The following is a 13361-nucleotide window of genomic DNA, read 5'->3' as shown; positions in this document are numbered from 1 at the left end:
GCCATTGATATGGCAACGTTACTGTGTGTGTGGGAGTTGGGGGGCAATCTTGGCCACTTGAGCAATCTGCGTCTGCCGGTGGAAATCGCGTTGCAGCAGGGCCATCGGGTGGTCATGGCGCTTAAAGAGCTCCAGCACGTGAAGCTGGTTTTCGGCGATCTGCCGATTCAATGCATCCAGGCGCCGCACCGCACCGCGGGCATCCCGCTGGAGCCGGCCGGAATTCCGAGCTTTACCCATCTGCTGATCCGTCAATGTTTCAGCAGCGTTGACGAACTCTCAGGGTACTTGCGGACCTGGGGTGACATTTATGACAGCGTTAAACCGGACTTGGTGCTGTTCGAGCACAGCCCGACGGCATTGATCGCGGCGCACCATCGCCGCTTCAAAAAGATATTGATCGGTAACGGATTTACCGCGCCACCTATCCAAAGCGACGCCAGTGAGCCCTTCCTGCCATTTCCGACGACATTGCGCTCCCAGCAGGTCTGGGAAGGCCTGCGGCAGGACGATGGGGAGGTCTGCAAACTCATCAATGCGGCATTGACCCGGTTGGCATTGCCTGAAATTCCGAATGTGCACGCGATCTATGCGCAGGCTGACACGAGTTTTTTGATGACTTGGCCTGTGCTGGAACATTTCGGCCCCCGGCCGAATGCGCGTTATCTGGGCGTGGAGTCGCCCAGGCCCCAGCCGGCGCCACCATGGCCCAAAGGGTCTGGGCCATTAGTTTTCGGTTATCTGCAGCCATTTTTGTCGATTGAGCTGTTATTGCGCGGCTTGATGGCTCAAAACGCGCGTGCGGTGTTGTTTGTCAGGCATTTGCCCGAGGCCGTGCGGCACTCTTATGCCAACACCAGGTTAGTGTTTGTGGATGCCCCGGTGGATCTGCAAATCGTCGCCCAGCAGGCAGATTGGGTGATCAACCATGGCAATCACAGTACGGCGGCCCATTTTGTGGTTTCCGGCGTTCCCCAGCTCCTGATTCCCCAGCACCAGGAGCAGCTGTTTTTGGTCCAAAACCTGGTTGCGCAAGGCGTTGCCACCATGGCATTCCAGGATCAGACGAGCTTCACGGCCCCCCTGAGAGCCTTGGAGATGGACCCTGGCTATCGCCTACGTGCCAGACAACTGGCGCAACAATGTGGTCCTTACGACACGCAAGCGGTTTCAGACGCAATTCACCGGGAATTTGACTTACTCCTTAAGGGGGCTATGTGATCTAATCTTCGTTCGCCCGCAACACGCCAGTCGCTGGGCATATCTGGAGTTGCATCATGTCGAGTCGAGCCTCTCTCAACCACATTTTCCGCACCGTCTGGAACCAGGCTCTTGGAGCCATGGTTGCAGTGGCCGAAACAGATTCATCGAGCAGTGGAACATCTGGCCGCCGTGTCAGAGCCGCAGCGCTCCAGCGCCCTCCCGAGGTGGGAATAGGTCTACTTGCGCTTTCCATTGCCATAGCCTGGAGTGCTTTGCCTTCCGTGGCGATCGCAAACCCAACCGGCGGTGTGGCCGTTGTGGGCCAGGCAACTTTTGTGAACAACGGCAACAAGTTGCAGGTGACAACCCAAAATGGTGCCAACGGCAACTACTCAGCCATCAACTGGCAGAGTTTTTCCATTCCCACCGGTAGCTCCACCTACTTTCAGCAGCCCACAGCCACCAGCACTTCCATCAACCGGGTAGTAACCAACACCCCAACCCAGATATTTGGCACCCTGTCAAGCAACGGCAATCTGGTGCTGGTGAATCAGGCTGGTATAGCCGTGGGTGCGGGTGCGGTAGTGGACACGAATGGCTTTACAGCTTCCAGCTTGGCCATGAGTGATGCGGATGCAATGGCCGGGCGGCTGCGCTTTGGCGACGGCGTTATCAATACCGCCGGTGTTTCAGTCAATGGCAGCATCCTGGCGCGCAGTGGTGACGTGGTGTTGCTGGGTGCCAATGTCAACACTGGTGTTGATGCACTGGTGCAAGCACCCAACGGCAGCGCCATACTGGCCGCCGGGCAACAGATAGACATTACTGGTCGAGGCTTGGAAGGTATTCGCCTGCAGGTTCAGGCCCCAAGCGATTCGGCCATCAACCTGGGTATTTTGAAGGGCGATGCGGTCGGCATGTTTGCCGGTACGCTCAAGCACAGCGGCCTGATTCAGGCCACTGCAGCCACACTCGAAGGCGGACGCGTGGTGCTGAAGGCCTCCGGAGACGCAATTGTCGAAGGCAATGGCAGCATTGTGGCCACCGGTGCGACTGGCGGCTCGGTGGATGTGCTGGGTCAGCGCGTGGCGTTGACGGACCAGGCCAATATTGACGTCTCTGGTCAGCACGGCGGCGGCTCCATCCGCGTGGGTGGTGATTATCAGGGCGGCAATGCGGCCATCGGCAACGCCGCGATGACCTACTTCGGCCAAGGTGCAAATCTGCGCGCTGATGCCTTGGAGCAAGGCAATGGCGGCCGGGTGATTGTTTGGGCTGACGATGTCACCCGCGCCTACGGTGCGATCTCGGCACGCGGTGGCGACTCGGGTGGCAATGGTGGTTTTGTTGAGACCTCAGGCAAGGGGTATCTGGATTTCCAGGGCAAGGTTGATACCCGTGCGCCGAACGGCGCTGTCGGCACACTTTTGCTGGATCCGGCCGATATCACGATATCGTCCGGCGCGGACGCCGCGATCTCGGGAGCCGCGCCGTTTGTGGGTACCAATAGCATGGCGCCTTCTGTTCTGTCGGTGGCAACGCTGATAGGTGCGCTGAACAGCGGCAACGTAGTGGTCGATGCCTCGGGCGGAGTCGGCATGGGAATTGGCAGCGTTACCGTTGCGAATGCCGTTAGCTGGGCCAATTCGAACCAATTGACGCTGCAGGCATCTGCCTCTGGTGGCATTGCCATCAATGCTGGTATTTCGGCCCCCAGCGGGTCTCTGAAACTGGTTGCGGGTAATGGTGGAGTGGCGCAATCAGCTGCCATCGCTGCAAGCTCTTTGGAGGTGACTTCGACGGGAGCTGTGACGCTGGCCAATGCTGGCAATGCGGTGAACGCTTTCCGTGCCACTGTCACTGTCAACACCAATACCGTCACCTACTGGAATAGCGGAAGCCTTTCCCTTGGTCCTATTTCTGTCGCAGGTGGCCTTGACATCAATTCGGGCGGCGGAAACATTACGCAGTCCGGGCCCATCTCAACCGGAGGATCTGTGGCTTTCATTGATGCGGGCGCCGGCAATATTACGCTGACGAATGCATCCAACAACGTATCGAGTGCGGCTGTCCACTTGACCGGCTCTGGCATCAGTTTCTATTCCACCGGCGCGCTGAATGTCACTAACTTAGTCAGAACTGGCAATCATGTGCTGGATCTTCAATCCACTGGCGGTGGGCTGGTCATCCCCACTGTAAACATTGATACGGGAACAGAAAATCTGACGTTAGCAGGCGCCAGCAGTTTCAGCACCCAAGGGAACCTTTCCGGTGCCAATATCACGTTGACGGGTAACGGTCTCAACCTCAACCATGTTCTAAGTGCCAGCGGTGCGCTGAAGCTGGATGGCGGTACAGTGGGTATCTCGCAGGGCTTGGGCAATAGCAGCCAGCCAAGCTATCTACAGGCGGCATCTCTTGAAGCCATGGCTGCCGGTGCCGGCGGTATCAGCATTAACAGTACCAGCAATCTGGTGAGTACACTGAAGATCACGTCAGGCAGTGGGTATGCGTCTTATTTCAATAACGGCGCGCTTTCTCTCGGACCAATTGCAACCACCGGCAACATCGGTATTTCGACAGCCGCCGGGAAAAATATTTCTCAATCTGGTGCGATCACCGTCGGTAGTTACGCGATGATCAACGCGGGCAACAGTGGGTCGGGATATGGCACCTTGGTGCTCATGAATCCAGGGAACGATTTCGCAAATGTTTACTTGGGAGGCTCGCAGGTTTCCGTTTACGACCAGAATAATCTAACGGTCAGTGGATTAACTGCGACCACTGGGGCGACACTGGTCCAAGCCGCCAACAATCTGACCCTCAGCGGAACTCTAAATAGTGATGCGCCCGGTGATGCCATCAAGTTTGTTTCAGGTGGCACATTCAACGGTTCTAGTGGCTATTTAAACCTTTCAAGCGGTCGCTGGTTGGCTTACCTGACGACCCAGACCGGCCATACTTTCCCATCCAACAGTCCAGCCGCCTTCAAGCAGTACAACGCGGTAAACGGTTCGGCTGTTTTAGGTGCCGGCAACGGTGTCCTGTTTAGCGATGCGCCGTCGCTTTCCGGAACGCTCACGGGCACTGCGGCCAAGGTGTATGACGGCGGCGTGGACATCGATGTTTCCGGTGCTTCCGTGAGTGGGCTGACAGGCGCTGTCGGAAGCGACAGTTTGACCTCCGCCACTGCCTCGCTGGCAACTGGCAGTTTGAGCGACCCCAACGCAGGCACTGGTAAAACAGTGTTCGCCACAGGGACCGTATCGGGCGTGCTTACCGGCTATGGAGATCCTGTGGGGTTAGGCCTGCCGGTTTACGGTTACCAGTTCAATGCAAGCGGCGACATTGGCACTGTGGCGCAGGCCCTTGCCACCATCAACTTAACGGGTACCCGTGTCTATGACGGCACCAATATCGTCAATGCCAATATTTTCTCGCTGAGTGGGCTAGCAAACGGTGAAACGCTGGGTCTGACCGGGGCCGGTACGGTCGCCGACAGAAACGTGGGTGCTGACAAGCCCGTATCGATTGGCACGCTCGAACTGAAAAGCGGCACTGGCTTGGCCAGCAATTACACGCTAATCGGGGGCGCCCACAAGGCAACCATCACCGTGCGGCCGCTCTCCACTTGGATCGGTGGTCCGAGCGGGGCATGGAGCAACCCGGCTAACTGGGATGCGTTGCCTGATGGAAATAATGTGCTCGCAGTCTCCATTCCCGTTGGCACTGCAGTGGCCTTTGACAGCACTTTGGGGAATCTCAAACTCAATTCGCTCACTGGTGGGGGCAGCCTGTCGCTAACCGGTGGCAGTTTGTCAGTGGCCTCCGCGATTAACGTCGCCCAATTCAACATGAGCGGCGGTGCGCTGGACGTTACGGGGGCCATGTCGGTCACATCGAGCTACAACCAGACCGCTGGGTCTGTGACCGCTAGCGGTCCGGTGAGTGTGGTGCAGACCGCCGGGAATATGTCGGTGGGTGCGATTTCTGCGCCATCGATCAGTTTGACCGCAAGTAATGGCGCGATCAGCCAAATTGCTCCCGTGGTCACGGGATCACTCACTACCCAGTCCAGTTCCGGAACGGTTCTGACCGACGCTGGAAACAAAGTTTCGAGCTTCACAGCCAGTAACACTGGCACTGGAAATATTGCACTGACGAACGTCGGTGTCCTGACGATACCGAGCATCACCAACAATATTGGTGATATCACCATCAATAACATTGGCGGCATCACCACGGTGGGTGCCGTGAAGACTACAACGGGCTCCATTACGGGGGTTGCCAACAGCCCCTTGACCATTGGTGCAGGCGGTGTCAGCGCCAGCGGCAATATCACGTTAACGGCGACCAACCTCACTAGCTCAGGCAATCTGACACTGGATGGGCCAGTGAGTTCCAGTGGTGGTTCTGTAGCACTTGCAGCCGCAAGCAACTATGTTCAGAACAGTAATGTGAGTGCCGCACAGGGCGTAAGTGCCACCGCTGGCGGGGAGATGACCTTTGGACCTCAAGCGCTTACTTCTGGAAATCCAGTGAGTTACTCAGCCAATGGCGTAACGGTGATTGCGCCCGGAACTAACACCAGCCAAGGCTCCGCGCCTGTGGATTTTGTTGCAACCTTCATGTCCAAATTTGAAGACGCCGTCGCTGCGCAAACTTCAACCGCGGATCCCGACGATAAGAAGAAGGAAAAAGATGTCGTTGTGGAGGGGCAGTCATGCACACGTTAATGAACTTGGGTAACGGCTTTCGAAGCCCGTTGCTGGCTGCTGCACTGCTCACCGTTGGTATCAGCGTATTTGCCCAAAGCGCTGGTGAAGTGGAGTTTTCCCGAGGGGTCGCTTTTGCGCAGACTCCTGGGCAAATGCCGCGCACCATGGGCAAAGGGCTGGCGCTGAACGAAGGGGATCGCCTGACCACGTCAGATGGCTCCACAGCTATCGTGAAACTGCAGGACGGCACACGCATGACTTTGCGGCCGAACTCGGAAATGATTGTCCAGAAGTATCAGTTCAAGGAAGGCTCGCCGCAAAACAGCATGGTGATGCAGTTATTGCGCGGAGGCTTTCGCGCCATTACCGGCCTGATTTCCAAAAGCTCGCCGGATGCGGCCAGAGTGCAAACGGCCACGGCAACCATCGGTATCCGCGGTACTGACTTTGATGCCCGTATTTGCGGGCCCGAGTGCAAGGCAGAGTCTGCAAAGGTGACCGAGCCCACGCGCCCCAATGCCGTGCTGGCTAGTGCCAAGTTGGTGGGTGTGCAGGGCGATATCTATGCGGCGGACACCGCAGGTACGCGCAGACGCATGGTGGATGGCGCTAGCGTGTATCCAGGTGAGGTCGTGCAGACAGGTCCGGGTGCCAAGGTCGTTTTGGCTTTCCGGGACGAGAGCCGTTTGACTCTTGGCGCCAACACGCAGTTCCGCGTGGACAGTTTTGTTTTTGACAACAAAAACCCCACGGAAGGCAAATTCCTGGTCACTTTGCTGCGCGGATCTTTGCGCGCGCTGACAGGTCTGATTGGCAAGTCGAATACTCGTAACGTCGGTTTCACAACGCCCACCGCCACCATTGGTATTCGCGGTACCGGACTGGACATGGATTGCTCCGAAGCCGACTGCAGTTTCTTCACCTGGTTGGGAACCATTGAAGTCGCGCCGAATGGACAGACTGCTTTGCAGACCTTGCAGGCGGGTCAGGGCCTGTTCGTAGGCAAGACAGGCATACGTCCGTTGACAGCGCCTACGCTGGACAACCTGCCGCGGCCCGACACGGTGCCAGTCAATGTTCAGCAGTTATTCGCCAGTGGAAGTGTCTCGCCGGATGATGAGGGCCTGTTCGTGTTTGTGCGTGACGGGCACATCGAAATTGTGTCGTCCAAGGAAGCGCTCCAATTGGGGCGCGGTGAGACGGGTTACGCCGGCGCTGATGGCAAGACCGGGCGCCCCGCGAATATCCCCTTGTTTATCCAGTATGACAAAGTGCCATTGCCCAACACCACCAATCCGGTATTGCTCAATTTGCTCGGTGATCTGGGTACCGGTGCCAACAAGCAATGCCGTTAAGAATGGGTGCCCCTATGTTTTTTCAGACACGTGCAACTCCCGCCAAACGCAAACGCTGGACATCCGTTGCGATGTCCCTCTCGGGTGCGCTTTTGGTTTCAACATCGGCCTTGGCGCAGCAGGCCATGCCGGCGGCTACCGGCGCGACCACCAAGTTCCCTATCAACGGTTTTGAGCTGACCGGGGACATTCCGCTTAAGAGCGAAGAAACATCGCGTGTACTGGCCCCGTTCATTGGGCCTAACGGCACGCTGGACACGCTGCAAAGAGCAACGGCTGCGCTGGAAGCAGAACTCAAGAGCAAAGGATATGGCCTGCTGCGCGTGTCCTTACCCCCTCAGGAAGTGGGTAATAAGGTCACCCTGCATATCGTGAAATTTGTGATTGGCAAAGTGACGGTAGAAGGGCAGTCAAACCATACCGAAGCCAACATTCGTGCGAGCCTGCCAGAGTTGCGCGAAGGGGATGCTCCGAATTTCAAGACACTTGCGGTACAGACCGCAATTGCCAACGAGAACCCGAGTAAACAAGTACAAGTGTCTCTGAAGGAATCGGAAGAAGCGGACAAGATCGAAGTCAAGGTGTTGGTGAAAGACATTTCTCCTTGGAACCTGACAGCGGGGTTGGCAAACACCGGTTCGGAGGCCACAGGCAAAGACCGTTTCTCGCTCGTCGCGTCGCACGCCAATGTGTTTGGCTTGGATCACCAGTTCTCTGGTGCCTACACCACATCGCTGGAACGCAGTAGCGATGTCAAGCAACTGGGCCTTGTCTATCGCATTCCCCTGTACCGTTTGGGCGGTGTGGTCGGTGCCAGTTATACCAACTCCGACGTTGTCGGCAACTTCGGCAGCTTCAACAGCACAGGCGCTGGCCAGACATTGGGGCTGAGCTACAACCAATACCTGACACCCGATGGTGGTTACCGTGGCATGGTTAATTTTGGTTTGGACGACAAGGTCTTCAAAGCCAGCAAGATCAATGGCATTTTGGTACCCGGACAGGTAGATCGCGGAAGCCGGCCAATCACTCTGGGTTATGCAGGCCGCATGGAAGCGGACAAATACGTCTGGGGCTACAACGCCGAACTGTCTACCAATGTATCTGGTGGAGAAGGCAATAGCCTCGCGGCCTACCAAAGCGAAGATCCGCGCATCCAGAACGTTAACTGGAAGGCTGTACGGGGTGGCGCTAGTTACGCGATGTCTTTGTCCTCGGGCTGGATGTGGAATCTGCGTGGGCAATTCCAGTACAGCCCTGACGCGTTGATCTCTGGTGAGCAATTTGGTCTCGGTGGTGCAACATCCATTCGCGGTACTGGCGAGCGTGCAACGGCAGGTGACAGCGGTGTATCCACTACCTTTGAGCTGACTACACCTGAACTGCACCCCGGCTTGCGTGTCATCGGATTCGTGGACGCTGGATGGCTGCATAGCAACAACACAGACCTGAACCCCGGCAAGCCGACCAGCGATCAACTCGCCAGCGCGGGCTTCGGTGTTCGTTACAACGTGGGGGCCTTCGGCTTGACGGCTGAGTGGGGCCAAGTGGTAACTGGTGCCACGGCGCTAAGCGGCGCGACTACACCCAAGTCGGGTGACGAGAAGCTGCACGTCAATTTGACGGCTCGTTTCTAAATCCATATTGGGGCTTGTTTGTGGCAGGTTTGACAGCGGGTTCTCCCACTCCTGTGGCGATGACGGCGCACGGCAAGTCCCGTGTGCTGGAAGTGCAGTTCTCGGATGGAAAAATCTTCCACATTCCGTATGAGCTGATGCGCGTGTATTCGCCATCGGCTGAAGTACAGGGGCACGGTGCAGGACAAGAGATATTGCAAACCGGCAAGCGCAATGTTGAGTTGCTGGACTTGCAAGCCATAGGCAATTACGCCGTGCAACCCGAATTCTCTGATGGTCACAACACCGGCCTCTTTTCTTGGGACTACCTGTATTTCCTGGGCGACCAACAGGATCGCTTGTGGGTCGACTATGAAGCACGCTTGCAGGCCGCTGGCGTTGACCGGGATGCTCCCATGGCTGCCAAAGGCGGCCATGCGTGCGCGAGCCATTAGAAAATAAAAAGCAACAGTTGCTATCACAGTGATAGCGGATTGCGGCGTTTGATGCCCATTGATGGTGCGCGCAAACCATGCCGGGCCTAAAATCGGGGCATGAGCTCAACCCATTTTGGATTCCAGTCGGTCGATGAAGCCGAGAAGGCCCGCCATGTGCGCGGCGTTTTTGATTCTGTCGCGCCCAAATACGATCTGATGAATGACGTCATGTCGGCAGGCCTGCACCGTGCGTGGAAGGCCTATACGGTCATGGTCGCGAATCTGAAAGAGGGTGACCGTGCATTGGACATTGCCGGTGGCACCGGTGATCTGTCGCTGGCCTTCTCGAAGAAAGTCGGAAAAAGCGGCCAAGTCGTACACACCGATATCAACGAAGCCATGTTGTCCACCGGGCGCAACCGCTTGCTGGATGACGGTGTCAATTTGCCCACGCTGGTGTGCGATGCCGAGAGATTGCCATTTCCCGACAACTATTTCGATCTCGTCAGTGTGGCCTTCGGCTTGCGCAACATGACTCACAAAGACGGGGCTCTGGCTGAGATGAACCGCGTGCTCAAACCTGGTGGCAAGTTGTTGGTGTTGGAGTTTTCCAAGGTTGCAGCGCCGCTGGAGAAGGTCTACGACTGGTATTCGTTCAAGGTACTGCCGCGTTTGGGCAAGATGATTGCAGGGGATGACGCCAGCTACCGCTACCTGGCCGAGTCCATCCGGATGCATCCGGGGCAGGAGGAGCTAAAGGCCATGATGCACAAAGGTGGTTTTGGCCATGTGGACTATCACAACCTTACAGGCGGTGTGGCTGCCTTGCATGTTGGAATCAAGTGCTGAAGTTTTTGGAGTTGTCATGAGAATCTGGGCTTGGATGTTGGTAGGTGTGTTGAATGTGTGCGGAACCGCTGCTGAAGCGGGTCCGCGGTTTGGCGGCGGAAAATCCCTTGGCAAACAAAGCAACAACGTGGCGCAACGTGAAGCTGCGCCTGCAGCGCCTGTGACACCGGCGCAAAACATGAACAATGCCGCACCCAAGCCTGGTACCCCCATGCCAGCTACGCCTGCAGTTGCGCCGAAGCGGCCTTGGGGTGCGATGCTGGGTGGCTTGGCGGCGGGTCTTGGCCTGGCCTGGCTGGCAAGTTCTCTGGGGCTTGGTGCGGCCTTCGGCAACATCCTGCTGTTTGCCCTTGTTGCCATCGTCGTGGCCATGCTGGTAGGCTGGTTTATGCGCAGCCGACGCGCGGCGCCCGCACAAACGCCTCTACAGCCCGGCCCATTTGCCTTTCAAGGGGCATCGCCGCAACCGTTCAGCAACAGCAGCCCATATCGGCCAGAAAACGTAGGTAATGATGCTTCGGCACGGCCATGGGAGCGCAGTAGCATGGCGTTCGAAGTGCCGCAGGCGACGGCAAGCTCTGGCTCCATGATTGGCTCGGCGTTGATGGGGTCGCAAACCTGGGGTGTTCCCGCGGGTTTTGATTCTGCAGGTTTTTTGAATGCAGCCAAAACCAACTTTGTGACGTTGCAAGCAGCGTGGGACCGCTCCGACATCGCCGCATTGCGCGCCATGATGACCGATGCCATGCTGGCTGAGATCAAGACGCAACTGGCTGACCGCGAGACGCATGCGGGGGGTGGTGCCAACCAGACTGAAGTAGTGATGATTGAGGCGCGTCTGCTGGGCATTGAAGAGATGCCCGACGAATACATGGCCAGCGTGGAGTTTTCCGGGATGATTCGCGAAGATGCATCTGCAGGGCCAGCGCCGTTCCGTGAAGTCTGGAACATGACCAAGGCCAAAGACGGTTCAAACGGCTGGCTGGTCGCGGGAGTGCAAGCCCTTCAATAGCGTTCACGCCACGGGCGAACGCAATATTTGCGGGAATAATGGGGGACTATGGCAACACAGTCCCCCTTTTCCATGCTGGATAGCTTTTTGCAAAGCTTCGATGTACCCCTTACACCTCCGAAGTGGGCTGTCGACGAGACCCAGCGCCGAGTGATCCTGCTGCTGAACCACATCCTGATGCAWGAGCCACAGGCCATGGAGCGTCTCAAGCGCCAAAAGGGTCGCACGGTGCTTGCCAAATGGCGGGAGTTCGCCTTCCCGATCACCGTGACCCCCGCAGGATTGCTGGACCTTGGATCCGCTGAGATGCAGCCTGAACTGACATTTGTCGTCACCCAGCAATCCCCACTCCAACTTGCGCAAACCCTGATGCAGGGCGAAAAGCCGCCTGTGCATATCGAAGGCGATGTGCAATTGGCCGCGGAAATCAACTGGCTGGTTGATCATGTGCGCTGGGATGTAGAGGAAGACCTGTCCAAGCTGATGGGTGATGTGCCAGCCCATACCCTGATGCAGGGTGTGCGTTCGATGGCCGATGCGCTGATGAAGTTTGTTGGAAACCGTAAACCAGCCAGCGATTCGGATGGAGCGGCCGCATGACACGCTTGTTTCGCGGTGTCGTCATCGTCTGGGTGGTGCTGCGTTTTGGGCTGGATGAACTGGTACTGAACAGCCTAGGCAAGCCCTGGCTGAAGCGTTTCATCGCCGTGCTTACCTGGGGCCGCAAACTGGACGCACCGCGCGGTCAGCGCTTGCGCATGGCCCTGGAAACATTGGGTCCGATTTTTGTGAAGTTTGGCCAAGTCCTGTCCACACGGCGTGACTTGCTGCCGCTAGACGTTGCGGACGAATTGGCCAAGCTGCAAGACCGCGTTGCGCCTTTCCCGTCAGATATCGCCGTTGCCATTGTCGAAAAGGCTTTGGGCAAGCCGCTTTCTGAAGTGTTCGTTTCGTTTGAACGGGAGCCGGTGGCCAGTGCGTCTATCGCGCAAGTGCACTTTGCAGTATTAATCGATCGCAATGGCAAGCAGCGTGAAGTGGCCGTCAAGGTGCTGCGCCCGGGCATGTTGGCCGCGATTGACAAAGACCTCAGTCTGATGCGTGTGATGGCATCCTGGGTAGAGGCCTTATCGGCCGACGGCAAACGTCTCAAGCCGCGCGAAGTGGTTGCGGAGTTTGACAAGTACCTGCATGACGAGCTGGACCTGATACGTGAGGCCAGCAGCGCTGCCCAATTGCGCCGCAATATGGAGGGCCTGAACCTGGTTCTGATCCCGGAAATGCTATGGGACTATTGCACCACCGATGTGCTGGTGATGGAACGCATGCACGGGGTTCCCATCAATCAAGTGGATCGCTTGCGGGCTGCCGGAGTCGATATTCCGAAGCTGGCGCGCGATGGCGTGACGCTGTTTTTCACCCAGGTGTTTCGGGACGGTTTTTTCCATGCTGACATGCACCCCGGCAATATCCAGGTCAGTCTCGACCCGAATACCTTTGGGCGCTATATCTCGCTGGATTTCGGCATCGTAGGCACCCTCACCGAAGTCGACAAGGAATACCTGGCGCAGAACTTTGCGGCATTTTTCCGGCGCGATTACAAGCGGGTGGCCGAGCTGCACATCGAATCGGGTTGGGTACCCTCGCATGCGCGGGTTGACGAGCTGGAGGCCGGAATACGCAGCGTGTGCGAACCGTATTTCGACCGGCCGCTGAAGGAGATTTCATTGGGGCTGGTGCTGTTGCGTCTGTTCCAGATCTCCCGGCGCTTCCAGGTGGAAATTCAGCCGCAATTGGTATTGCTGCAAAAAACCCTGCTCAACATTGAGGGCCTGGGCCGCGATCTGGACCCGGATCTGGACCTGTGGGCTACAGCCAAGCCATTCTTGGAGCAATGGATGGGCCAGCAGGTTGGCCCGCAACGCCTGATCAACGAATTGCAGGCCCATGCACCGCGCTATGCGAAGCTGATCCCCGAGTTGCCTGCATTGCTGCAGTCCTTCTTGCGCAAAGGTGGCGGTGCATCTGATCCGTTGCTGCAGGAGCTGCTTTTGGAGCAGCGGCGTACCAACCAGCTGCTGCAAAGCCTGATTTGGGCCCTGATTGGCTTTGCGTTGGGCATGGCGGTGATGCAGATTTTGGTGCGGGTACGGCTGTTTTAGCTCGCGCCT

Annotated in this window: 9 protein-coding genes and 1 pseudogene; all 10 read left to right on the top strand. The window is 57.3% G+C overall.

Annotated elements, in window-relative coordinates:
- Positions 1 to 9: 9 nt before the first annotated feature.
- The 10 genes and pseudogenes from AC1DV6_RS04525 to ubiB all read left to right on the top strand — a co-directional run bounded on the left by AC1DV6_RS04525 (position 10) and on the right by ubiB (position 13352).
- Positions 10 to 1221: a glycosyltransferase gene (locus tag AC1DV6_RS04525; RefSeq protein WP_477975532.1), complete on the top strand. Its 1212-nt coding sequence runs from the start codon at positions 10 to 12 to the stop codon at positions 1219 to 1221.
- A 56-nt stretch (positions 1222 to 1277) separates the two neighbouring features.
- Positions 1278 to 1400 (top strand): annotated as a pseudogene (locus AC1DV6_RS04520) (ESPR-type extended signal peptide-containing protein); the annotation flags it as partial.
- Positions 1401 to 1484: 84 nt separating this feature from the next.
- Positions 1485 to 5939, top strand: coding sequence for a beta strand repeat-containing protein (locus AC1DV6_RS04515; RefSeq protein WP_477975975.1), 4455 nt, complete (start codon positions 1485 to 1487; stop codon positions 5937 to 5939).
- A complete protein-coding gene (locus AC1DV6_RS04510; RefSeq protein WP_477975530.1) occupies positions 5927 to 7276 on the top strand; it encodes a FecR family protein in 1350 nt (449 codons plus the stop codon). The genes AC1DV6_RS04515 and AC1DV6_RS04510 overlap by 13 nt, the downstream gene beginning before the upstream one ends.
- A gap of 14 nt (positions 7277 to 7290) precedes the next feature.
- Positions 7291 to 8913, top strand: coding sequence for a ShlB/FhaC/HecB family hemolysin secretion/activation protein (locus AC1DV6_RS04505; protein ID WP_477975529.1), 1623 nt, complete (start codon positions 7291 to 7293; stop codon positions 8911 to 8913).
- Positions 8914 to 8933: 20 nt separating this feature from the next.
- Complete coding sequence (locus AC1DV6_RS04500; protein ID WP_477975528.1) at positions 8934 to 9347, top strand: gamma-butyrobetaine hydroxylase family protein; 414 nt, start codon at positions 8934 to 8936, stop codon at positions 9345 to 9347.
- A gap of 99 nt (positions 9348 to 9446) precedes the next feature.
- Positions 9447 to 10178 carry a bifunctional demethylmenaquinone methyltransferase/2-methoxy-6-polyprenyl-1,4-benzoquinol methylase UbiE gene (gene ubiE, locus AC1DV6_RS04495; RefSeq protein ID WP_477975527.1) on the top strand — a complete coding sequence of 244 codons (732 nt, stop codon included), beginning with the start codon at positions 9447 to 9449 and terminating at the stop codon, positions 10176 to 10178.
- A 16-nt stretch (positions 10179 to 10194) separates the two neighbouring features.
- A complete protein-coding gene (locus AC1DV6_RS04490) occupies positions 10195 to 11190 on the top strand; it encodes a Tim44 domain-containing protein (RefSeq protein ID WP_477975525.1) in 996 nt (331 codons plus the stop codon).
- Between the two features lie 48 nt (positions 11191 to 11238).
- Positions 11239 to 11790, top strand: a complete 552-nt coding sequence (locus tag AC1DV6_RS04485) for a hypothetical protein (protein ID WP_477975523.1) — start codon at positions 11239 to 11241, stop codon at positions 11788 to 11790.
- Positions 11787 to 13352 (top strand): ubiquinone biosynthesis regulatory protein kinase UbiB, encoded by a 1566-nt coding sequence (gene ubiB, locus AC1DV6_RS04480; protein ID WP_477975522.1) that lies wholly within the window; start codon positions 11787 to 11789, stop codon positions 13350 to 13352. The genes AC1DV6_RS04485 and ubiB overlap by 4 nt, the downstream gene beginning before the upstream one ends.
- Positions 13353 to 13361: the final 9 nt, after the last annotated feature.

It is taken from the genome of Rhodoferax sp. P2_H8_2 (genome assembly GCF_056403235.1).
Note: the sequence above shows the minus strand (reverse complement) of the source record. Positions and strands in the feature narration are given on the sequence as shown.